Source organism: Ferrimonas sp. (genome assembly GCF_048263965.1).
Taxonomy (GTDB): Bacteria; Pseudomonadota; Gammaproteobacteria; order Enterobacterales; family Shewanellaceae; genus Ferrimonas.
The window spans coordinates 293,544-316,133 of the sequence record NZ_JBLXDO010000001.1 but is presented as its reverse complement, the minus strand read 5'-3'; the positions used below and the strand labels follow the sequence as shown (position 1 = coordinate 316,133).

19 protein-coding genes and 1 pseudogene are annotated in these 22,590 nt (G+C 55.5%); 4 read left to right on the top strand and 16 right to left on the bottom strand.

Translation table 11 applies throughout. The features are described from left to right. The 11 genes from ACN0RV_RS01465 to ACN0RV_RS01415 form a co-directional block, all read right to left on the bottom strand. Positions 1–1,755 (bottom strand): GspE/PulE family protein, encoded by a 1,755-nt coding sequence (locus tag ACN0RV_RS01465; protein WP_417344911.1) that lies wholly within the window; start codon positions 1,753–1,755, stop codon positions 1–3. Next, positions 1,752–2,963, bottom strand: a complete 1,212-nt coding sequence (locus tag ACN0RV_RS01460; RefSeq protein ID WP_417344909.1) for a hypothetical protein — start codon at positions 2,961–2,963, stop codon at positions 1,752–1,754. The genes ACN0RV_RS01465 and ACN0RV_RS01460 overlap by 4 nt, the downstream gene beginning before the upstream one ends. Beyond that, entirely contained in the window at positions 2,960–3,877 is a 918-nt protein-coding gene (locus ACN0RV_RS01455; RefSeq protein WP_417344907.1) for an ExeA family protein, read from the bottom strand. The genes ACN0RV_RS01460 and ACN0RV_RS01455 overlap by 4 nt, the downstream gene beginning before the upstream one ends. Before the next feature lie 4 nt (positions 3,878–3,881). Beyond that, positions 3,882–5,528, bottom strand: coding sequence for a pilus (MSHA type) biogenesis protein MshL (gene mshL / locus ACN0RV_RS01450; RefSeq protein ID WP_417345386.1), 1,647 nt, complete (start codon positions 5,526–5,528; stop codon positions 3,882–3,884). A 17-nt stretch (positions 5,529–5,545) separates the two neighbouring features. Then, positions 5,546–5,863 carry a hypothetical protein gene (locus ACN0RV_RS01445; protein ID WP_417344906.1) on the bottom strand — a complete coding sequence of 106 codons (318 nt, stop codon included), beginning with the start codon at positions 5,861–5,863 and terminating at the stop codon, positions 5,546–5,548. Next, positions 5,814–6,485, bottom strand: coding sequence for a type II secretion system protein GspM (gene gspM / locus ACN0RV_RS01440; RefSeq protein WP_417344904.1), 672 nt, complete (start codon positions 6,483–6,485; stop codon positions 5,814–5,816). The genes ACN0RV_RS01445 and gspM overlap by 50 nt, the downstream gene beginning before the upstream one ends. Next, the gene (locus ACN0RV_RS01435) at positions 6,482–7,084 is read right to left on the bottom strand and encodes a PilN domain-containing protein (RefSeq protein WP_417344902.1); all 603 of its coding nucleotides are present in this window, start codon (positions 7,082–7,084) and stop codon (positions 6,482–6,484) included. The genes gspM and ACN0RV_RS01435 overlap by 4 nt, the downstream gene beginning before the upstream one ends. Beyond that, positions 7,074–7,832, bottom strand: a complete 759-nt coding sequence (locus tag ACN0RV_RS01430; RefSeq protein WP_417344900.1) for a hypothetical protein — start codon at positions 7,830–7,832, stop codon at positions 7,074–7,076. The genes ACN0RV_RS01435 and ACN0RV_RS01430 overlap by 11 nt, the downstream gene beginning before the upstream one ends. Positions 7,833–8,067: 235 nt before the next feature. Further along, positions 8,068–9,981 (bottom strand): EAL domain-containing protein, encoded by a 1,914-nt coding sequence (locus ACN0RV_RS01425; RefSeq protein WP_417344898.1) that lies wholly within the window; start codon positions 9,979–9,981, stop codon positions 8,068–8,070. A gap of 233 nt (positions 9,982–10,214) precedes the next feature. Continuing rightward, entirely contained in the window at positions 10,215–10,634 is a 420-nt protein-coding gene (locus tag ACN0RV_RS01420; protein WP_417344896.1) for an organic hydroperoxide resistance protein, read from the bottom strand. Positions 10,635–11,085: 451 nt separating this feature from the next. Next, positions 11,086–12,405 carry a hypothetical protein gene (locus ACN0RV_RS01415; protein WP_417344895.1) on the bottom strand — a complete coding sequence of 440 codons (1,320 nt, stop codon included), beginning with the start codon at positions 12,403–12,405 and terminating at the stop codon, positions 11,086–11,088. Positions 12,406–12,507: 102 nt separating this feature from the next. On the opposite strand from ACN0RV_RS01415, the gene ACN0RV_RS01410 reads away from it, so the two are divergent. Beyond that, a complete protein-coding gene (locus tag ACN0RV_RS01410) occupies positions 12,508–12,711 on the top strand; it encodes a hypothetical protein (RefSeq protein WP_417344893.1) in 204 nt (67 codons plus the stop codon). Between the two features lie 28 nt (positions 12,712–12,739). Continuing rightward, positions 12,740–13,054, top strand: a complete 315-nt coding sequence (locus ACN0RV_RS01405) for a hypothetical protein (protein WP_417344891.1) — start codon at positions 12,740–12,742, stop codon at positions 13,052–13,054. Between the two features lie 67 nt (positions 13,055–13,121). Here ACN0RV_RS01405 and ssb read toward each other — a convergent pair whose 3' ends face one another. From ssb to ACN0RV_RS01390, 3 genes are all read right to left on the bottom strand, one after another. Beyond that, positions 13,122–13,775 (bottom strand): single-stranded DNA-binding protein, encoded by a 654-nt coding sequence (ssb, locus tag ACN0RV_RS01400; RefSeq protein WP_417344890.1) that lies wholly within the window; start codon positions 13,773–13,775, stop codon positions 13,122–13,124. 64 nt (positions 13,776–13,839) lie between these two features. Continuing rightward, the gene (locus tag ACN0RV_RS01395; RefSeq protein ID WP_417344888.1) at positions 13,840–14,541 is read right to left on the bottom strand and encodes a FimV family protein; all 702 of its coding nucleotides are present in this window, start codon (positions 14,539–14,541) and stop codon (positions 13,840–13,842) included. A gap of 23 nt (positions 14,542–14,564) precedes the next feature. Next, on the bottom strand, positions 14,565–15,926 hold the full coding sequence (locus ACN0RV_RS01390; protein ID WP_417345384.1) for an MFS transporter: 1,362 nt from the start codon (positions 15,924–15,926) through the stop codon (positions 14,565–14,567). Positions 15,927–16,139: 213 nt separating this feature from the next. Between ACN0RV_RS01390 and uvrA the strand changes: the two genes are divergently transcribed. Continuing rightward, the gene (uvrA, locus tag ACN0RV_RS01385; RefSeq protein WP_417344886.1) at positions 16,140–18,974 is read left to right on the top strand and encodes an excinuclease ABC subunit UvrA; all 2,835 of its coding nucleotides are present in this window, start codon (positions 16,140–16,142) and stop codon (positions 18,972–18,974) included. A 76-nt stretch (positions 18,975–19,050) separates the two neighbouring features. Next, complete coding sequence (locus ACN0RV_RS01380) at positions 19,051–19,317, top strand: hypothetical protein (RefSeq protein ID WP_417344885.1); 267 nt, start codon at positions 19,051–19,053, stop codon at positions 19,315–19,317. A gap of 32 nt (positions 19,318–19,349) precedes the next feature. Here ACN0RV_RS01380 and ACN0RV_RS01375 read toward each other — a convergent pair whose 3' ends face one another. Continuing rightward, positions 19,350–20,495 (bottom strand): reverse transcriptase family protein, encoded by a 1,146-nt coding sequence (locus ACN0RV_RS01375; protein WP_417344884.1) that lies wholly within the window; start codon positions 20,493–20,495, stop codon positions 19,350–19,352. A 131-nt stretch (positions 20,496–20,626) separates the two neighbouring features. Then, a pseudogene (locus ACN0RV_RS01370) lies at positions 20,627–22,582 on the bottom strand (retron Eco8 family effector endonuclease); the annotation flags it as partial. Between the last annotated feature and the right edge of the window lie 8 nt (positions 22,583–22,590).

The following is a 22,590-nucleotide window of genomic DNA, read 5'->3' as shown; positions in this document are numbered from 1 at the left end:
TCAGCCTCTCATCTCGCGGGCGCGGTCAATCAAGGGGGAGGCCAGCTCACTGACATCCTCTGCCAGTCGCATGGCATCCTCGATACTGGTGACTCCCTGAGACGCATACTCCAGGGCACTGTCCACCAGTGGACGGAACTGGCCGCTGTTTCGCACCGCCGCGGCAAACTCATCCGGGCTGCCCTTGCGCAGGGCTTCCACCATGGGCTCGTCCAGCTCCAGCATCTCGAACACGCCGATACGCCCCCGGTAGCCGGTGTGGTTGCAGTACTGACAGCCCCGGCCCTTGCGGTAACCCTGGGATTCATGCTCCACATGGGGCTGGATATGACGCAGCCAGGCCATCTCGGAGGGTGATGGGGTATGCACCTCACCGCAACGGGGGCAGACCCGCCGCACCAGTCGCTGGGCGATGATCGCCCTCAGGGCGCTGGCCACCAGATAGGGTGCCGCACCCATGTCAATCAGACGCAGAGTCGAGGTGATGGCATCGTTGGTGTGCAGGGTCGACAGCACCAGGTGACCGGTGATCGCGCCTCGCAGGCCAATCTCCGCGGTTTCCTGGTCTCGCATCTCCCCCACCATGATGATGTCCGGATCCTGACGCAGTGTGGTACGCAACACCTCTGAAAAGCCCAGGCCAATCTTCTGATTCACCTGCACCTGGTTCACCCGGGGCAGCCGGTATTCCACCGGATCCTCTACGGTGATGATCTTGGAATTGGGCTTGTTCAGCTCATTCAGGGCTGCGTACAGGGTGGTGGTTTTACCTGAACCTGTGGGTCCGGTAACCAGAATCATGCCGTGAGGGCGGTTAATCTGATGGCGCAGCCGGGCAATGATCTCCGCAGGCATCCCGGTCTGCTCAAGTTCCAGCAGGCCCGCAGACTGGTCCAGCAGACGCATCACCACAGACTCACCAAACTGCACCGGCATGGTCGAGACCCGCACATCCAGCTGATGCTTACCGACCTCGAAATGGAAGCGGCCATCCTGAGGAATCCGTTTTTCGGAGATATCCAGGCTGGCCATCAGCTTGATTCTCAGCACCAGGGCGCTGGAGATGCCGTATTCGGTCAGTACGGTTTCCTGCAGCTGACCGTCCACCCGCTGACGAATCCGCAGCTCCTTGTCACCGGGCTCAATATGGATATCCGATGCCCGGCTTCGAATCGCATCCTCGAAGATGGAGTTGAGCAGACGCACTACGGTCGCTTCATTGTCCGCATCCTGGGCCGTAATGCTGGCCAGGTCGAACTCCTGCTCCTGCTGATGCTCCTGCTGCAGCTCTCCGGCGATGGAGGCGATGCGATCGGTCTGACGATAGAGGCTGTCGATCCCCTCAAACAGCTGGCTTTCGGTGACCAGGGCCAGCTCCACCACGCGAGGCGACAGCATGGGCACAATGGCGTCATAGGCCGCCAGATCCGCCGGGTCACTCATGGCCACAGTGGCACTTCGGTTATCGGCGTCGATCACCAGGGCCCGGAAACGACGGGCGTGCATCTCAGGGATCAGCTTCACCACATTGGGGTCCAGGCGGCGTTCACTGATGTCCACGAAGGGCACATTCATCTGCCGGGAGAGGAAGGAGAGCAGCTTCTCCTCACCAATAAATCCGAGATCGATCAGGGTCCGTCCCAGCTTACGGCCACCACTGCGCTGGGCGGTCAGCGCCTGATTCAGCTGCTCTTCGGTAATGATCTGCTGACTGACCAGCAGATCACCCAAACGCTGTTTTAACTGAGGTTTCATCCTGCGTCTCCAAGCTGTTGCAAGCGCTGCTCGATGTATCTTCTGGCGCTGTCCGACAGAGTGCCGGTGGACAACGCCCGGCGATAAGCGGAGGCCGCCTCGCCGTAACTTCCAAGTCGATCCAGACTGTGGGCCAGGCCGAACCACCAGCGCCCCTGACGGGGATCGGCATTGGCCAGCCCCCGGTAATCAGTGACAGCCAGGGTGAGCATCGACAGCTCCCTGGCCAGATCCGCCCGTCGAGCCATCATCGGCAAAGACAGCGGTTGTTGATTCAATTGTCCCAGCCACAAGGCTGCCTGCTCTCGGGCACCGGAGCCCAGGGCGACCTCGGCAGCGGTAAGCGGGTAATCCGGCTCTGCGGGCCAGCGGCGGCTGGCCTCCGCCAGAATCACCAGCGCTTCACCGGGATCGGCGATCGCCAGGCGCTGGGCCAACAACACCCGGGCCTGATGCAGAGATTCGTCCAGTGCCAGGGCCTGACGCAGTGCGTCGGTTCCACCCTGCTCCTTTCCCTGCAGATAGAGCGCCTGCGCCTGTTGCTCGTGGGAGAGCTTGGCCGGAGCCACCACCATCACCTGGGGCTTGGGCTGTGGCGGCTTGCTCTGTACCTGATCCTGAGGTTTCTGTCGCTCTTCAGGCCCAGCAGCCAACTCCACTCTGGCAACCTTATCGACACCGGCGGTCTCGACATCCGCAATGCTGGCCGTTTGGGTTGATGCCAGATCCAGGCTTACAGGCTGCTTCACCCCACTAGGTTGGGTTAAAGGTTCAACCTGGTGAGCCCCTGCTGCCACCTGCTCCGCTACGGGCTCGGCAACGGCAACATTGACCAGACTTTCAGTTTTGGGCTGCGGCAAGGGTGCTGACTGTGGCAGCGCCTCAACCTGGGTTGCTTCTCCCCCAGGCTCAGCCACCCGGGCGCTCTCCACAGAGGGCGGCTCGGAAGAGCCACTTGGCAGAGTCGCCGGGCTCGCTGCCGCAGCTGGCTGCTGTTGGGTAGTTTGCGCCAGGCGGCCCTCAAGCCTGGGCCAGAGCCCAATCCAGATCACCAGGGTCAGCACCAGGCTGGCCAGCAGAATCAACCACCACCAGCTACGCTTGCCCTGCCCCTGCAGTGGCACCGCGGTAGTGGCCAGGTTGGGCTGCAGAATTCTCTGGCGCTGCTGCTGATCCAGGTCTTTCAGCATCTTGTTAATGACGCTCATAGGGGCCCCTCCAGGTAGAGGCTCAGCGCCAATCCTGTGCCCGCCACAGCCAGCATGGTCAAAGAGAGCACCATCAGCAGGTTCTCACGCCACCAGGGAAGCAGAGTCTGGGCCGCTTCGGTATCGGACACCGCCGAACGAACCATCTCATTGCTGATCCGTTTCCGCTCACCGGCACCATAGGCCAGCATCAGCGCCTTATTGCAAAGCACATTCAGCAGGCGGGGAATGCCCCCTGATGCCCGATGCAGCCAGTTCATCTGCTGCCAGCTGAATAGCGGGTTGCCCTGGTATCCGGCCACAGCCAACCTGTGCTCCACATAGCCACACGCCTCCTCCAGAGTCAGGCCCCGCAGCTTGTAACTGAAGGTGATCCGCTGACGCAACTGACGGAATTTGCTCTCGGCCAGGCGCTGCTCCAGCTCGGGTTGACCGAAGAGCACCACCTGCAGCAGCTTGGCGTACTCGGTTTCCAGATTGGTGAACAGGCGCAGGGCCTCAAGGCTCTCATCGGGCAAGGCCTGAGCTTCGTCCAGAAGCAGCACCACTCGCTTACCCTGACCGGCCAGCTCCATCAATCGATGGCTGATCGCCTCGGTCAGGTGATGCTGATCCCCCTTGGGGGCGATGCCCAGCTCGGCCGCCACCGCCTGACGCAGTTCGTCGGCTTTCAGATAGGGGTTGGGCAGATAGGCGATCTGATACTGGTCGCCGAGCTCGTTGAGCATCTTGCGGCACAGCAGGGTTTTACCTGTCCCCACTTCGCCGGTCACCTTGATAAACCCCTCACCCGCCGCCAAAGCGGTGTGCAGAACCTGAAGCGCCTCCACATGAGGCGCTAGCTGCATAAAGAACTGAGTGTTGGGGGTCAGGGAGAATGGCAACTCCCTTAAACCAAAGTGATACAGATACATAGACTCAGTTAGTTGGGTACCAGGTGTCGATCAGTGACTGGGACTGCTCCAGCTGCTGTTGCCAGGAGCCCTTTTCGATCACCGTAGGCTTAAGAAGAATCACCAGTTCAGTCTTGGACTCACGCTGAGCCGTGTTGGTGAACAGCAGGCCCAGGCCGGGAATGTCACCCAGCAGAGGCACCTTGGACTCGATCTCCTCTTTCAGGGTCTTCATCAGACCGCCAATCACCACCACGTCGCCGCTGCTGGCGCGAATCAGCGTATCGGACTCACGAATATCACTCTGGGCCAGGGGCAGTTCCACCTGGTCACCCAGTACATTGATGGTCTTCACCTGTTCTGAAATGTCGGACACCGAGGGGTGGACGTGCAGTAAGACTTCACCCTCTTTGGAGATCTGCGGCGTCACATCCAGGGCGATGCCCGAAAAGAAGGGGGTCAGCTCAATCTCCGGGTTGTTGATGGCGGTATTGCCCGCCACCGTGGTGGTACTGGAGATCTCGGTAACGAAGTACTCATCGGTCCCGACCTTGATCACCGCCTTCTGATTGTTGGTGGCGGTCACCCTGGGGCTGGAGAGGGTATCCACATCGCCCTGGGTATCCAGCAGGTTGATCACCGCGTTGAAGTCGGAGTTGGAGAAGGTCAGGCTGGTGAGGTTGCCCAGTGCCTGAGTCACCTGGTTGCCAAACTCACCGGCACTGGTGCCACCAGACCAGACGTTGCTGGCGCCCTGACCATCGTCGAGCAGAGTCCACTGAATGCCCTGCTGGAAGCCGTCGTTCAGCCGCACTTCCAGAATCCGCGCTTCCAGAATCACCTGGCGTTGCATGTGTTCCTGAGCCTGGCCCAGGAACTCACCCACCAACCGCAGCTCTTCCGGATTGGCCCGAACCGTCACCAGGCCCGCCTGAGGCAACATCACCACGGAGCGACCCTGCCCGGAGCCCACCAGGGTAGTCACACTCTCTCTCAGCTCAGTCCAGAAGTCGGTCTCACTGAGGGTCTCAATGCGAGTGCCATTGGAATTGCGGTTGTTATTGGAATCTCCATTGTCATTGGAGGAGTTGGAGTTGTTGTTGGAGTTGTTGTTACCACTGTCGTTATTGTTGTTGTCATCGGTCAGGCGACCGGAGTTAACACTGGTCACCGACAGACCCGCGCGCTTCATGTAGAGGTAGTTCACCGCGAAGGTCTCGGTGCGCATTCCCGTGGGGTAGATCTGCAACACCCGGCCGCTGCGACGCACATCGTAGCCGTAGATATCCTCGACGGTCTTCAGCACCTCATCGATGGTCACCTGTCTCAGATTCAGGGAGATGGTGCCCTGAACCCCGGGGTGAACCGCGACACTGTAACGACTGCCCTCAACCAGGCTGGCAAAAAACACCTGGGCATCCACATCCTTGGCCGCCACATCCACCAGAGGTTGGGCACGACGGTTATCCGGCAGACGAGGCACCGCCAGCTCCCGGGCAACATCGGTAGGCAGTGCCATCGGCGGCGCCACCTGATTGCTCTTGGCCTGCTGTTCCTCCAGCGCCCTATTCAGGGCCTGCTTGCTCTCCACCGGATCCTGGCGATCCTCCGGCAGAGACTGACAGCCGGCCAACAGCACGGCCGCCAACGGCAGGCAACGAAGTAGGGTCATCGATTCCCTGATTCTTATCATAATTGGACACCTAGCTTGGGAAACAGCACCAGCTTGCGACCATCCGCCAGCCAGACTGCATCTCGTTCAATTCTTTTTATTGTTGAACCCATCAGGGCGGCTCCCGTTTCGAAGGATTGCCCACCGATGATGGCGACACGCTTATCTTTGGACACCAGAATGGACTGCAACTGGCCACTGGACGCCACCGGCGCCGCAGCCTGAGGGGCCTGAGCCGCCCAGGAGGGTGGCTTAGTGGGATCCCTCAGGGACTCGGCCTGAATATCAGCGACCAGAGAAAAGCTCAAAGTCAGTGCGAGGACGCGTACCAACACGAATCAACTCCTTCTCAGTTCCGAGGGTGTAAATGTCCAGAGTCATCACCGCTATGGGGTAAGACTCCACCTGATAATCCACTTTCTGCCAGTAAAACTGCTGAGGCAGAGACTCCATCTTGGCCAATACCTTCATCAGGCTGAAGAACTCCCCTTTCAGCTTCAGGGTCAGCCCATGCTGATACAGAGAACTGCCCGCCGCCAGAGGCTCCGAGGGGTTCGATACCAGTGACACCAGCTCTACGCCGGAGGCACTGGTCAGCATCTGTGCCAATACCGAGGGCATCTGCTCTGGCAGAATCAGGCCAATCACCCTATCTCCCAGAGCCGCCTGGGCCTGTTCAATCTCCGAAGAGAGCGTCTGCAGCCTGCTGCGGCTGGTTTCGTTCACGTCCAGGGTCAGGCGATCATTGAGTTCCAGCACCTGAGCCTGAAACTGAGGAAGCTGGTTTTCCACCTGAGTCACTGAGCTGCGCAATTGCTGCAGCTTCAACCACATGGGCTCAGCCACCATCAGCAGGCCGATGGCCAGTACCATCACCTGCAGGGCACCGAAGACCAGCACCCGCTCACGGGAGGTCAGTGCCTCAAATTGTTGTCTCAACCGATCCAGCTGCTTCATGGCTTAGCCTCCTCGGTCTCAATCTGGTGCCCAACAGTGAACGTCACCGGTCCGGAGTCATTGCCACTGATATTGAACTGACTCAGCGAGCGGCCACGCAGAGAGGGTTTAAGACCCAGCTGACCCAGCCACTGGGGCACTGCCGCCGGAGACTGTGCCAGTCCCTGCAGCAGAATGCCGCTGTCGGACACGCCGAAGCGCTGCAGCCACACCTGTTGGTCACTGCTTTGGGCCAGGTCCCGCATCAGATTGGAGAAACCGGGATTGGCCATCACGCTGCGTCGATCCAGCTCCGCCGCCAGCAGATCCATCGCTTCCAGCTGACGCTGCAGTATGTCTACCTGCTGAAGCAGTTGCTGATCCGGCTGCCGGGTCGACAGTTCCGTGGTCAGAGTTTTAATCTGCTCTTCGACCTGACTCTGCTGACCCTGAAGCGCCGTGAGTCTCTTCTGAGTCTGGCCGGTCTCATAGCCGAGCCACCCGGTCAGTCCCACCAAGCCCACCAGCGCGACCAGGGTAACCGCCAGCATGCGGTTGAAGCTCAGGCGAAGCTCAACCGGCAGCAGGTCTTCGCGGAATAGGTTGACTCTATGCTTCATCCTGCACCTCCGGAGACTCCTCCAGAACCGCCGCGGCGATGCAATTCACCACATCCCGATCCACAGTGGCGATGGACTCCACCGGCAACTCAAACAGGGTCTGAATCCGGGGCTCCAGCCACTGCTGAAGCTCAACGGGCAACAACAGGGAGATGCTGGAGGGCATGGACATCCTCAGCTGACGGTCCAGGTAATCCAGCGAGCGCTGAAGCTCCAGGGTCAGGGAATCAAACTGCATCTGGCGAGTCAGTTCATCCTGCTCCTCGGCAAACACCACCCCATTAATGTGGCGCTGAAGCACAAATTCGCCGCCAACGGACACCAGCAGGCTCAGCTGGTTCTCCCTCAGCTGGCACAACATCAGATGGGGGCGGTCATCCTTGGGCATCAGGTTGGTCAGGGCGATCTCCTCAATGGTGATCAGCTCAATGCTCACCTTGAGGCCATTGAGCAGGGTCACCAGTGGCTGGATCTTGCGACGGTCTGCCACCACCACCTGCAGCTTCTTGGGGCCGGCAGGCTGAACCTTCAGCTCGAAGTAATCGATCTGCTGATGCTCGAGGGGCGTAGCGGAAAGGTCTTTGACCGACCAGGTGAGGGCGGCCACCAATTCGGAGTCGTCCACATTGGGGCGATCCACGGTGATCACTTCGTAGCAGTCAGAAGAGAGCAGTAAGCGGAAAGTTTTCTGACCTTTAGGCAGCTGATTCAGTACCGATCGCCACCCTTCGGCACTCTCAACAGACACAGGAGAAAGACGCAGTTCCTTAGCGGCCAGATGGCACAGATTGCCTGATAAATATCCACCAATGTAAATCGGCTCTTGAGACCGATTGGAAAATATCCCCATAAACCCGCCAGTTGAAGATTATTTGAATTAGATTATTTAGCTACGCTTTCAGTATAAATGCATATGCGGCAATAGTATCACAAGACCTTATGCTAACCATCACACTCGTCAGAAATACGCCAGCGTCAAAAAATCAGAACATCTGCTTCAATACATCCAGATTATCACTGGCTTTTCCGGCCAGGGCGCCCTGATATCCAACCACATCAAGATCTTCCAAACGCTGTCGCTCCTCCTCCAGCTCTACCCCCTCTGCCAAAATGATCACCTTGGCCTGCTCGAGACTTTTCACGACACTGCCGATATACAATTGATTCTCCGGACGAAGATGAACTTTCTGGGCAAGACTGTTGTGAAGTTTGATCAAGTCCACACCAAACCGCTCCACATAGTCCAGCTCCTCCACCGACTGACCCACTCCGTCCACCGCCAGCAGGCAGTCCACCGATTTCAGCTGACTCAGAGGCTTCTCCAGCTGATCGGCCTGGGCCACCAACTCCCTTTCATTGATTTCCAGAATCAGCTGCTGACGACGACTGCTGTAGCTGGCCAGCAGCATCTTCAACCTTTTGATGAAGCGTTCGTGAAGCAGGGACTCTGCAGAGATGTTCAGGGACACCCGCACCGGCCAGTCGTGATCTCTCAGCTTGCGCAGGGCGATCTCCACCAACCGCAGTTCAATCTGGGGAATAAGGCCACAGCGCCAGGCCATGGTGCGGTACAGGGTGGCCCTCAGCAACTCGCCCTGAGGAGAGCGCATACGACTGAACACCTCCAGGTGGGTCAGGTCCCCCTTCTGGGTCAGCACCGGTGCCATAAACAGCACCAGCCCATCTCTGGCCAGGGCGTTTTCAATCATGCTGCGCCAGCGCACCGACCCCTGGGCCAGCTCCCGGTCCACCGCCCCCTTGTCGTACATGAACCAGCCACTCTCTCCCTGAAGCAGTGCGGCTTTCAACGCCATCTCCGCCTCTCTGAGCACCTGATCCGGGGTATCGCCCCGGTTGTAATAGGCGACGCCGATGTAGATAAGCTCATCCCGGTACACCCCCTTGGGCAGGGTGATCATCTCGACGCACTTCATCAGTTTGGACACCAGCCCCTCACACTCTTTCAAGGGAAGCTGCGGCACCATCAGTGCCAGCTCAAGAGAGTTCCGGCTGGCAAACACCGTATCGAAGTGTTCTGCAATCAGCGGACGCGCCAATTCGATGAATTGGCGCTTCACCTTCTTGCGCTCCATCACCGGCAATCCTTCGAGGCCGGTAAACTGCAGCAGGGCCACCATCCCCTGCTGGGTGATCTCCTCACCCTCCGCCTGGGCCTGCAACCTGTGCTCGAAGAAGGAGCGGTTACCAATCCCCAGCTCGGCATCCAGGAAGGTGTTAGCCCGAATGAAGTGGTCCAGTTTGCGCTTTGCGGCCCTCTCCTCCTGCCAGGCACGATGCAGGCGACTCATTGCTTTAGCCACACTGATGGGGCGTTCCGCCCTGTTGCGTTTGGCAGCGGCGCTCCACTCTCCGTCGAGAATGCGCCTTCCCCGAGCCGCCAGCAGTTCGACGCCATTCATCTCCCGGGTCAGCCAGAAGTAGCCGATAAGCACCATGGCCAGGGATGCCAGCAGCCCCGCCGCTATCACCACCCATTCCCGGGCACTGAACCCCATCAGGATCTGTGGTGCCGGCATCACCACCTTCATGCTCACGTCATTGGAGAGGCGCATCTCAAAGTGGCTCTGATGACGCTGTAACGGATAGGGGGCCTGCCAGTGATAAAGATCGTTGCCATCCCGCTCAAGACGGAAGCGCGAAAATTCGTAGCTCACCAGCAGATCGGGTAACCAACGGTCCAGGGCGGACAGATCGGAAGTACGGAAGAACTGACGCTCCATAGTCGCGGCCAGGGCCTCGACATTCTGTTGCTGATTGCGATTGGCATGGGAAAACGCCGCGGTCCACGCACTGACCATCAGCGCGAATACCACGATGCTCAGTGAAGCTACCCAAAAGGAGAGCAGTCGTTGGGTCTGTTCCCTGGTTGTTGTCATTGACGCCCCTGTCAGGCCCGATCTTATGTTGTCGGGCTTAATCACTTTATTACTGTCTTTGGCTCAGAGCGGGAAAGGCAGAGCTCCGCTCGTTTTTGCCTAAGTTACCGCAATGTGGCGAGAATCCCTACTCATATGTAAGGAAAAGTGTCGCTCTTGAAGCCAGAAATTAGAGCCGTTAAACAAGAAGATCGTCCCTGTGAAACGGCCCCTTTAATCTTTTGAGCCCGCGATTAGACGGAAACGTGCAATCTGACCTCCACGTTACCCCGGGTCGCATTGGAGTAAGGGCACACCTGATGGGCCTTTTCGGTAAGAGAATCTGCCGCTCCCTGATCCAAGCCGGGAAGGTGAATATGCAGGTCGATATCCAGACCGAAGCCTCCGGGGATCTGCCCTATTCCCACCTCGGCGCGTATGCTGGTGTCTGCCGGGATCTCCATCCCCTCCTGACCGCCGACAAACTTAAGCGCCCCGATAAAACAAGCTGAGTAGCCTGCTGCAAACAGCTGTTCGGGGTTGGTGGCATCACCTCCGCCACCTCCAAGCTCTTTGGGCGTCGCCAGAGCCAGCTCCAGCAGCCCGTCACTGGAGCGTGCATGGCCGTCCCGGCCACCGGTCGTCGTTACGCTTGCCTTGTAAAGTACATCCATAGGATCCCCTCCTGTTCAGAGAAAGTGCGGCCCAGTTGAGCGGGCCGCCGCCTCTAAGGGTAGGCTCGAATGGTCACCAAAAGGTGTACAGGGAGAATCTAACTGAAAAAGAGAGGGGAACACTCCCCAGCTGCGCGTCTCTTTCAACAAACAGGCAAATGTGAAAGGGATATATGCAATTCCCGCTCAGCAGTCACCCCATCGGCGGCAGGCAGTCCGCGTTAAGGGGGAGCAGGCGCCCGACCAATAGGGCACCAGGACTCAGCAGGGAGTGTTCCATGTCACCTAACCTGAGATAGAAAAGCGACCAGCAAAGGTTATATTCGGACAATGCGAATAACAATGGTTATCATTACGATACGCCATGTTAACTGTTGATTTTGAGATCCACTCCGCAGATTCCCAGAAAAGACAACAACCTGAACAGAGGCTTCCCATTCCGGCAGCTGACTCAGGCGCGACGATGGGACAGTTGCGCCACCCTCTCCTGAATGCAACTGCAATAACACTGGTGCTCATACCAATTGGCCACATTCAGTGAGTGCACCAGTGCAAAGATCTGCCACTGACGCCACAGCGTCGGATACAGACCCTCGCGATCGCCCTTGTGGGTCTGATAAAGCGTCTTGGCACTGACGCTGATGCCAAACTTCTGTCTCAGCCTGTTGGACAACTCGGTGGCCATGCTCGCCTTCTGGTCATCCCCTCCGGAGAAGATCGGCAGATTCAATCTGTCCTGTTGGCCGAAGAGAAACAGATGAAACTGCAGGGCACAGGTCATGGAAAGCATCTTGCCGAAGCGATATTCCCGCCCCTGGTCGTCTACAAACAACTGCCGGGTTCGATCTGAGGCAACGTACTCCAGTAGCTTAGCCAACGACTGGCGTGAGGGTTCCATACTACTCATTGGAGCCACAGCCATGGCAGAGCTTTCCGGTCCGTTAAACAGGGAGCGTATCAGCCGCTGACCTGCGGATGTTTCCATCAATGCCATGTCGACGGTCAGCTTGCGACTGGCGTGCCTGAGCGGTACGGGCTCACCATCAATCAACAACTCAGAATCAAGATCGATAGTCTCCTCCCTGATGCCACGACGAAACTCGGTCTCCCACACCTTATGGGCCACAGTCAGGAACTCCCGCCATAAGGCCAACCGGATTATCGGCTGGGCAAAATGGTCCGGCACGTCATCGCGACATTGAACGGCCTCGGTGCGAAGAAAGCCCTCACTAACACCAAAGCTGAGCAGCTTCAGGGGCGCAAATGGGTCTGAGACCAGGTAAGCGTTCATCACCAAGTCCAACAGGTACTTTGGTGGCACCTCTGCAGGCTTGAGTTCAGGGTCGTCCAACAACTCGCCGCACAGGGTTTCAACCAGGGAAAAATCCAGCCCGATTCTCTCGGTGAGCGCTTGCAGCAGGCTGCGCACCAAGGCGCGGCGGAAATCGGCATTGTACTCCTGGTAAGCGTTGATCTTCTGCGCATCAATCCCGGTGCTGCCCGCGGCGTTTGCGGTCATAAAGCACCGCCAATCCTCCGCTTTCCCATGCAGCTCGCAGGCCTCGGTTTGGAACAAACACAGTACATAGTGGGCCAGATAGGGCCGATGATTGCCCGGCTGCGCTTGCAGCTTCTGCTCCAGTCGATCTGTGAGTTTTAGAAGCCAGGCATAGCGATCCGGATCCCGCTCCGGTGACAGGCGGATCTGAGCTGACACCATCAGATCCAAGGCATGATGGACCCCCATGGCCCTGCGGTCGACTCTCGGCATAGCAACAACTTCCTATTTTGGTACACCCCAATTGTACCTTTCTGGATTACTGCGGCAATTTTATTCTTATTTCATCGGTTTAGTCAGCCCTTGGAGCACCAGATGAAATACAGCAGAGAACCCAGCATCGCCGCCCTGGTGAAACAGTTCATCGCCAAGGGCTGGACCTTCAGAAAGGGGCGCAAGCACGGCAAGCTGATCACCCCCTGGGGCAAAGTCGCCGTCATTCCGGCAACCCCCAGTGATCGCCGCGCCTATCTCAACCTACGGAGCCAGTTGCGCCGTATGGAAGCCATGTCCTGTTAATGCCACCGAGACTCAAAGAGGAACTCTTATGTCGAAACCATCATCCGTTATTGGCGCCGCGGGCGTCACCGCCACCGCGGGCACCGCAGCCTCTACCGCTTCCGCCGTCGCCGGGGGCTCCGCCGCCACCATCATGTCGGCCACCGCCGGAACCACCGGCGCCGCGGTAGCCTCAACTCTGGGCGCTGCCGGCACCTCAGGTGCTGCCGCCATCTCCTCCGGCATGGCCACCGCAGGAGGCTTGCTGGGAGGGGGCATGGCCACCGGAGCCGTAGTAACCGCCGCGGCTCCGGTGGCACTGATTGCCGCAGCCGCCTGGGGCATCAGCAAGCTCTGGGATTAAATGCCGCAACGAAAAAGCCCCGTCAGTGACGGGGCTTTTTGATATTCGCTGGGAAACCGGGCCGGTTTTAGAACGGGATATCGTCGTCCCAACCGTCGTCCAGATCCGGAGTGTAGCTCTGCTGCTGGTTCTGCTGCTGAGGCGCGGCAGGCTTTTGCTGAGGCGCTGCAGCGGCAGGCTTCTGCTGAGGCGCTGCCTGACGAGAAGCAGACTGCTGCTGGCCGTAGCCACCACCCTGCTGCTGGCCACCCTGGAAGCCGCCACTTTGCTGGCCACCTTGGAAACCACCGCTTTGCTGGCCACCCTGGAAACCACCGCTTTGCTGGCCGCCCTGGAAACCACCGCTTTGCTGGCCACCCTGGAAACCGCCGCCTTGCTGGCCACCACGGGAATCCAGCATCTGCATCTCTTCCGCAACCACTTCGGTGGTGTAACGGTCCTGGCCGTTGTTGTCCTGCCACTTACGAGTCTGCAGTTTGCCTTCCAGATAAACCTTGGAGCCCTTGCGCAGGTACTCACCGGCGATCTCGGCCAGACGACGGAACATAACAACACGGTGCCACTCAGTACGCTCCTGCTGCTGACCCTGCTGGTCTTTCCAGGTTTCACTGGTTGCTACGGTGATGTTCGCCACGGCATTACCGTTTGGCATATAACGAACCTCGGGATCCTGTCCCAGGTTACCAACGAGAATCACTTTATTGACGCCACGGCTGGCCATCGTTGTCTCCAATGTTGAACTTGTTGTAATCGGCAAAGGGTACCACAGCACAGGGCCGGGATCATCACTTGCCAGAGGCTTTCATCAGCTCCTTGAAGCGAGCCTTGGCTGCGGCTTCATCCTGCCACTCCCGCAGAGAATCGGGGTCTGGACACCTGAGCTCTTTGCAGATCAATTGATTGGGATTTCCGCCGGGGAAACACTCGGGATTGGTCTGGAAAAACGCCAGCATCGCGCCATAGTGACCCACTCCCAGAGCCGGCGCCGTATCCCTGGCCATACTCCAGAAGGTGCGACCCTCCATGGGGCACAGCTTAAGCTCCTGCTTGCGGGGTTTTGGCGGCTTGGGTGCCACCTCGGTAGCCTTGGCCACAGAGGCATCCTGGGCCACCTTGCGTGTCACCGTGGGCAAGCCGCCGGAGGCGGGCTCCAGGTCGATATTGAAGTAGATCAGCTTGTCCGGTTCATCCTGAAACAGGCTGGTGACCACCACCTGAATGCGGGAGCCACGGGCAGGCACTTGTGAGCGAAGATGAATAAGGAAATCACCGTCCATCTGCCGCGCCAGTGGGTAGCGATTGCCATTCTGCAGCAGGTAGAAACGCAACTGCTGCACCACGAAGGGATCGCCGACGACGTTCATGGTCAGATTGAGGGGCTCATTGGATCGTGACACCACCTGGTTGACGCTCAGGTGATCCACCTTTTGAGCCGCCGATACTGCACTCGCCCAGCACAGCAGCGCCAGGAGCAAACCTCTGACCATATTGTCCTCCGAGTTGACCTGATTCAGCCCGCCAGCACCTGCCTGGCCTGCTCGATATCGAACTCAGACTCCACTTTCAGATAGGCGGCCTGCTGATCCAGGATCAGGGTCACCTCGGCAACACCGGCCAGAGTCAGCAACCTGCCGGCCAGCGCCTGAGCGTGGGCGTCGTCATTGATATGAGCATCCATGGTAATGCTCTTGACGGACTTGGGATTTTTCAGTCCCAGCATGGGGATAAACCAAATAAGGGTCAAGCCTGCACACACCAGGAACACTCCCTCGGCACCGAAGATGGTGTACATGCCACCGCCGATGGAACCCCCGAAGAAGGCACCCATAAACTGGCTGGTGGAGTAGATCCCCATGGCGGAGCCCTTGTCTCCGGCGGGACTCAGGCGGGAGATCAACGTGGGCAGGGACGCTTCGAGGTAGTTGAAGCCGGTAAAGAACACCAGGGTGGCCACACCCAGCACCCACAGGTTGTGGTGGGCAGAGGCCATGATCAGCATGGACGCAGCCAGCAGCAGCATCGCCATCAGGAAGGGGCGGCGGCTGTCCTGCTTGCGCACCGAGTAGATGATCATCGGTGCCATCAGCACGAAGGAGAACAGCAGAGCGGGCAGATACAGCTGCCAGTGAGAGGTGGCTTCCAGGCCGCTGTCGACCACGGCGATGGGCAGAGCCACGAACAGGGCGCACATGATGAAGTGCAGGGCAAAGATGCTGATGTCCAGACGTACCAGCTGGCCATGTTTGAGCATCTTCAGGAAGCGCTTGGGCACCGCCACCACATCGCCGGTGGGGGCCTGACGCACCGCATTGGGTACCAGGCCGTGAACCACCAGCAGGGCGGCAGAGGCCAGTACTGCGGTCAGGTAGAACAGACCGGAGAGCCCCATGGTATCAGCCAGCGCCGGTCCAGCCACCAGGCTGATGGCAAAGGCCAGACCGATAAAGGAGCCAATCACCGCCATTACCTTGGGGCGCTGCTCTTCACGAGTCAGATCCGAGGCCAGAGCCAGTACCGCCGAGGCCACCGCCCCCATACCTTGCAAGGCACGGCCAACGGTCACCATCTGAATCGACTCCGCCATACCGGCCACCAGACTGCCGAGGATAAACAGGATCAAACCTATGGTGATCACCGGCTTGCGGCCAATCTTGTCGGACAGCATCCCCGCCGGGATCTGCAGCAGCGCCTGAGTCAGGCCATAGCCACCGATGGCCAGACCCACCCACATGGGGGAGAAGCCTTCCAAGTGCTGGCCGTAGATCGCCAGCACCGGCATGATCAGGAACAGACCAAACATCCGCAGCCCATACACACTGGCCAGGGTAAAGGCCGCTCTGCGTTCTGTTGGGTTTAACCCATTACTCACAATCTACTTCCTCAAAATCGTTGTTTTTATCGGCGCCAGAGGGGCGACAGTTTACCAGAGCTTCGTCACCTTCACAGGGTCGATTCGGCACTGATTGTCCCACTCTTCCGAAAACACGCCTTTACAATGCAGATTAAGACCATCGATTTCCTTGAAGTGCCCTGCGAATAGAGAATATGCGATACTGCTCAAATTCTTTTTCCAACCGGCAGCATCATGGATCAGATTGACGTTCGCGGCGCCCGCACCCACAACCTGAAAAACATCTCCCTGACCCTACCCCGAGACCAACTGATTGTGATTACCGGCCTGTCCGGCTCAGGTAAGTCGTCTCTGGCGTTCGACACCCTGTATGCCGAGGGTCAGCGGCGCTACGTGGAATCCCTCTCCGCCTACGCTCGTCAGTTCCTGTCGCTGATGGAGAAGCCGGACGTGGACCACATCGAGGGCCTGTCCCCGGCGATCTCCATCGAGCAGAAATCCACCTCCCACAACCCGCGTTCCACCGTGGGCACCATCACCGAGGTGTATGACTACCTGCGTCTGCTGTTTGCCCGGGTGGGCGAGCCCCGTTGCCCCACTCACGGCCAGCCTCTGGCGGCCCAGACCGTCAGCCAGATGGTGGATAAGGTGCTGAGCCTGCCCGAAGGCAGCAAACAGATGCTGCTGGCCCCCGTGGTGCAGGGACGTAAGGGCGAACACACCAAGCTGCTGGAGGGTCTGGCGGCCCAGGGCTACATCCGTGCCCGCATCGACGGCGAGGTGTGCGACCTGTCCGATCCACCGCCGCTGGAACTGCACGTCAAACACGACATCGAAGTGGTGATCGACCGCTTCAAGGTGCGCCCGGACCTGGCCCAACGTCTGGCCGAGTCTTTCGAAACCGCCCTGGAGCTGTCCGGCGGCGTAGTAAAAGTGGCGGCCATGGACGACGCCGATGCCGAGCCGCTGGTGTTCTCCGCCAACTTCGCCTGCCCCATCTGTGGCTACGCCATGGCCGAGCTGGAACCGCGGATCTTCTCCTTCAACAACCCCGCCGGGGCCTGCACCAGCTGTGACGGCCTGGGGGTTCAGCAGTTCTTCGACGAGCAGCGAGTGGTCACTAACCCCACCGCCTCTCTGGCCGAGGGCGCCATTCGGGGCTGGGACAAGCGCAACTTCTATTACTACCAGATGCTCAAGTCCCTGGCGGAGCACTACAAGTTCGACCTGGACGAACCCTTCGAAGATCTGCCCAAGAAAGCGCGGGACGTGATTCTTAATGGCTCCGGCCGCACCAGCATCGCCTTCAAGTACGTCAACGACCGCGGCGATGTGGTCACCCGCAATCACCCCTTCGAGGGGATCCTCAACAACATGAACCGCCGCTACAAGGAGACCGAATCCAACTCAGTGCGCGAGGAGCTGACCAAGTACATCAGCACCACCAAGTGCCGCAGCTGTGATGGCTCCCGCCTGAGGGAAGAGGCGCGCAATGTGTTCATCGAGGAGATCAACCTGCCGATTCTGTCGGAGTGGTCCATCGGCCAGGCGCTGGAATGGTTCAGCAGCATCGAACTGCAGGGCCAGCGGGCACAGATTGCCGAGAAGGTGCTCAAGGAGATCAACGACCGTTTGGGCTTCCTGGTGAACGTGGGCCTGAACTACCTGACCCTGTCCCGTTCCGCCGAAACCCTCTCCGGCGGCGAAGCCCAGCGTATCCGCCTGGCCAGCCAGATTGGCGCCGGCCTGGTGGGGGTAATGTACGTGCTGGATGAGCCCTCCATCGGTCTGCACCAGCGGGACAACGAACGACTGCTGGCCACCCTCACCCACCTGCGGGATCTGGGCAACACGGTGATCGTGGTAGAACACGACGAGGACGCCATCCGCACCGCCGACCACATCGTGGACATTGGCCCTGGTGCCGGGGTGCATGGCGGCCAGGTGGTGGCCCAGGGCGACTACAAGGCGATCTGCAATAGTAAGGACTCACTCACCGGCCAGTACCTGTCTGGCAAGAAACAGATTGCCGTGCCCGAGGAGCGTACCCCCTACGACGCCAAGAAGGTCATCGAGCTGACCGGCGCCCGAGGCAACAACCTGAAGAACGTGGATCTGACCATCCCCTGTGGCCTGATGACCTGCGTCACCGGCGTGTCCGGCTCAGGCAAGTCCACCCTGATCAACGACACCTTCTACAAGATTGCCCACAAGGAACTCAACGGTGCCACCGTGGAAGAACCGGCGCCTTACACCGCCATCAAGGGACTGAACAACTGCGACAAGGTGGTGGACATCGACCAGAGCCCCATCGGTCGCACCCCACGCTCCAACCCAGCCACCTACACCGGCATCTTTACCCCCATCCGGGAGCTGTTCTCCGGCACCCACGAGGCCCGCTCCCGTGGCTACAAGCCAGGACGTTTCTCCTTCAACGTCCGCGGAGGCCGCTGCGAGGCGTGTCAGGGAGATGGGGTGATCAAGGTAGAGATGCACTTCCTACCGGACGTGTACGTGCCCTGCGACCAGTGCAAGGGCAAGCGCTACAACCGCGAGACCCTGGAGGTGCACTACAAGGGCAAGAACATCAACCAGGTGCTGGAAATGACCGTAGAGGAAGCCCGCGAGTTCTTCGACCCGGTACCCGCCATCGCCCGCAAGCTGCAGACCTTGATGGACGTGGGCCTGTCCTACATCCGCCTGGGTCAGTCGGCTACCACCCTCTCCGGCGGTGAAGCCCAGCGGGTGAAACTGGCCCGGGAACTGTCCAAACGCGACACCGGCAAGACCCTGTATATTCTGGATGAGCCCACCACCGGCCTGCACTTCCAGGACATCCAGCTGCTGCTGGACGTACTGCACCGCCTGCGCGACCACGGCAACACCGTGGTGGTGATTGAGCACAACCTGGACGTCATCAAGACTGCCGACTGGATTGTGGACCTGGGCCCAGAAGGCGGCTCCGGCGGCGGCGAAATCCTGGTGTACGGCACCCCGGAAGAGGTGGCGGTTCACAAAGAGTCCCACACCGCCCGCTTCCTCAAGCCGATGTTGCCCAAGCTGGCCTAAGCGCCAACCACGCATTGACGACAAAGGCCCAGTCAACGAGACTGGGCCTTTTCGTTTTCAGAGTACAGCAACCACAGTGAAACCCGACTGTCGCACCGCCATGGCCCAACTGATTGAACAGGTACGGGACGCCTTCCCCTTTGGCGTGCCCGAAGCGGAGATCTGTGGCGACACCTGCGTAGGCTGCCCAAAGAAACTGTTGGAACTGGTGGACACGGAATTGTGCGACTGGGAAACCCGGTTGGAACACGGCGAAACACCCAAGCTGGGAGACATCTCCCGTTTGGCGAAGCTCTGCAAGAACGTGTATCGGGGGTTAAAAAAGAATCGATTGGTTATGTAGATCAAGCATTCAAGTTTACCCCCAAGATTGAGTTATTGAATCTTAAGCAGGTGTCGTTCTATCCTTTGCAATATGGTCTCTAATTTTAGTGCACAACTAGGATCTAAGCAGAAGAATCTTCCATTATATTTTAGAAACGATATAAGATAGGAACGATAACCTGCTAATACATTGATTACTTGAGAGTGATAATACTGTTTAGTAAACTTATTTTTTCCTACAGGGTACTTTAAACCAATTTTATTTACTGACAATCCGAAGTGCTTTTTCATAATTGCTTTATAGCACTCGCCCCGATCCAATTTATATAATAATTTCAATATCAAGTCCGTCTTCTTATTAGAAATCTTCAAAAACGCCAACTCATTAACTTCACGAGCAGCATCAATAACATAACCATTTATTGAAATTCTACCAGATGACTTAATCGTTTTACTTCGATTGATTTTGAAATCACCCAATTTGAGAATAAAAGACATTTCATTCTCAAATCTGTCAGAATGAACAAAACTTGAGGTTGCGGGTGCAGAAAAAAGCATATCATCAGCATACCTAGTATAAGATACGCCATTATTTGAACAAAAGTTCTGAATCAAGTTGTCAAACTTTCTAAAAACTATATTGGATAAAGCCGGGGACGACTTAAATTCAATAGGTAAAATTTTTCTCCCGGACAAGTTTCTTGCTTGATAGTCTTCGCTAACGTCCATCATTACTAAGTTTACAAATGCTTCAAGAATACTTTGCTCATTACCATAGAAGTCTTGATTTGATATATATGAAGACATCACTTCCTTAACCAAGTCCTCGCGTATAGAATGAAAAAAAGATTTAATGTCTAACCTAAGAAAGTGATAACCACGACGATGAGGCTCAAGAAAGTCTAAGTACGACTTCCCTCTTACATATGCAATAGCAGAATTACTAAGTTCTATTTTACAAAGAATGGATTTACTTATATTTTCCTGATATTTAGACAGTGCTTTTTGATGACGAATTGAAAAAATCTTCTTAGAACCAAGTGTTATATTCTTGGTCATGTCTACAGTAATTGTTGGAATTGGGTTCGCCCCAAGGATAATTCTATCCTCAGGAATATCACTCAAAACATTTATGAAAGCTTGCTTTGTAAGCTTTTTAGTTGTCATCATAAATAAACCGGGTTTCTTCTCCGACACAAAGTACAATCTTTACACGCTGTGAGCACTTAAAGGCATTTGGGCACATTTAGGCAACCGGATGCCAGCTAGCAGATTCTGAGGCTAAAGGGGTACGCTAAAATTTAGAGAAACCCGATCAAAAGACCCCTCTACTCTATCGAAGAAGAAACCCTCTTCAGTATACTGTGTAATTCATTGAAAGCAACACTAAATTTTCTCTCAAAATCACGAGAGTCGGTAGAAGCCTTGCTTATTTCCTCTATAGAAAAATCCAAAAATTCGGTTACCCAACCTCCAGTTTTCCCCATACACCCACTCATAAATAAGAGAATCTCTGTTCTAAATAATCTAACCAAATTTGAAAAACGACTACTTACCGTCGACAGATAAGCATCATTATGTCTGCTAAGAAGAGTATCTGTTTTACCTTCAAAAACTACCCTATAAAAGTTAACTCTAACCCTAGGATCTCTGGAAAAAGAACTAACTCTCATGGCTGCTTTTTTCAAGTGGAGCATCTTTATCTTCTTAAGAATTAAGCTATCAGACGCACTAAGGACATTATCATTGCGCTCAGACAATATCTTATTTAAAACAACCGAAGAGTCTTTTCTTCCCGAAACAATTTCACTATGCAATGCCGTCAAGCGCCTAGTAGGATTCGGGTTCCTCTCAGAGTAATTCATTTCATTAATTAGCTTATTGCACAGCCAACGTTCAAAGAGTTTTATTGAATCGACATTAATGAGTAGGCCTTCAATGGTCGTATTAACAAGTCGCACATTATCCTTTGACAGTAAGGAGTTTATTGCATTGACATAACGTTCAACCGAAAACTTATCAAACATTATTCCATCATTCAGAAAGTCTAGTGACCTACCATCATGATCGAAAATAAACTTCAACGTACTTTTATCTTTAAAAGCATCATGTGAAAAATATGATAATTTGGATTTCTTTCTATAGTAATCAAGATTGAATTTTTGACTCTTCAAGAAAAGTTTTTTGTTAATGTAATCAAAAGAAACCAGAACATCTAAGTCATTTAAGACCAAAAAAGGTATTGCCGCATTAGAATAACTAGGGTTCAAATATTTTATCGCCAGATCATTTGTAGCGTAAATATCAATTTTATTTAAGAAATCAAATTTTGAACAAAGCTTGTCATTGCTGAAAAGTTCGAGCTCTGTGGCTCCTTCGACAAACAATATAAAATTACTAAAAAATAATCTTGCTTCATTGTCACTAAATATGTTTAGAAATCTTCTATCACTATAGTGAGAATTCAATTTATTTATTTTGGTTCCAACTCCATCCGCCTTAGAAAAATGAATAACTTGCTGCTTATCTTTAAACAACTTAACTGAATATTTCAATATGTTAGGTGAGTGTGTGGCAAATATTATTTTTGGATAAGGCGTCGCATATTTACCAGTTTCTTTTTCAGGTTTAGTCTTTTCATACTTATGATATATGTCACTCAGTGTCTTGAGAAGGTTTTCATTAAGCTTTGGGTGAAGTCCAACTTCTGGTTCATCTATATATATAGTTGGAGTTATATACTCTCTCCTAGTCAAAACAACTAAAAGTTTGAGAATTATCTCAATATACTTATGTGAATTAGTTCCATCCGACTGGATAGTTAATTCTTCACCCAAGTTTAAAAAGTCATGCCCCTTCAATCCTACTTTAATATAATTTAGAACCCTATCCCTATATGAATAGTTTTTCGTATCTATAATTCCCTCTACCTTACCTACATACTCTTTATAATTACCACTACCATTAGCTATCTTTTGATCAAGATACTCTACAACATCATCGTTTGATAACTTCTTAATATTGAATGAACTTAACTGACTAATGAGATTCCACACTCTATTCCAGTCATACAAGTCAATATGCCGCGTCTCAATATCAATAAAGGGATATAGTATTGAAATCAACTCTCGTGCTTTTGGATCTGAAATTGACCACTCAATGGAATCATCTTTGAAGATCATCAAAGTAACATCCAAATATGAGTCTTCAATTTTACCCATAGGCATTCCAAAAAACAAACTTCTTCTATAACCTTTAAATATGGTATTGTATATGTGTTTGAAGAATGGAG

Coding starts and splice junctions, on each gene's coding strand:
- ACN0RV_RS01465 (WP_417344911.1), bottom strand. CDS start 1,755: ATGAAACCTCAGTTAAAACAGCGTTTGGGTGATCTGCTGGTCAGTCAG.
- ACN0RV_RS01460 (WP_417344909.1), bottom strand. CDS start 2,963: ATGAGCGTCATTAACAAGATGCTGAAAGACCTGGATCAGCAGCAGCGC.
- ACN0RV_RS01455 (WP_417344907.1), bottom strand. CDS start 3,877: ATGTATCTGTATCACTTTGGTTTAAGGGAGTTGCCATTCTCCCTGACC.
- mshL (WP_417345386.1), bottom strand. CDS start 5,528: ATGACCCTACTTCGTTGCCTGCCGTTGGCGGCCGTGCTGTTGGCCGGC.
- gspM (WP_417344904.1), bottom strand. CDS start 6,485: ATGAAGCAGCTGGATCGGTTGAGACAACAATTTGAGGCACTGACCTCC.
- ACN0RV_RS01435 (WP_417344902.1), bottom strand. CDS start 7,084: ATGAAGCATAGAGTCAACCTATTCCGCGAAGACCTGCTGCCGGTTGAG.
- ACN0RV_RS01425 (WP_417344898.1), bottom strand. CDS start 9,981: ATGACAACAACCAGGGAACAGACCCAACGACTGCTCTCCTTTTGGGTA.
- ACN0RV_RS01420 (WP_417344896.1), bottom strand. CDS start 10,634: ATGGATGTACTTTACAAGGCAAGCGTAACGACGACCGGTGGCCGGGAC.
- ACN0RV_RS01415 (WP_417344895.1), bottom strand. CDS start 12,405: ATGCCGAGAGTCGACCGCAGGGCCATGGGGGTCCATCATGCCTTGGAT.
- ACN0RV_RS01410 (WP_417344893.1), top strand. CDS start 12,508: ATGAAATACAGCAGAGAACCCAGCATCGCCGCCCTGGTGAAACAGTTC.
- ACN0RV_RS01405 (WP_417344891.1), top strand. CDS start 12,740: ATGTCGAAACCATCATCCGTTATTGGCGCCGCGGGCGTCACCGCCACC.
- ssb (WP_417344890.1), bottom strand. CDS start 13,775: ATGGCCAGCCGTGGCGTCAATAAAGTGATTCTCGTTGGTAACCTGGGA.
- ACN0RV_RS01395 (WP_417344888.1), bottom strand. CDS start 14,541: ATGGTCAGAGGTTTGCTCCTGGCGCTGCTGTGCTGGGCGAGTGCAGTA.
- uvrA (WP_417344886.1), top strand. CDS start 16,140: ATGGATCAGATTGACGTTCGCGGCGCCCGCACCCACAACCTGAAAAAC.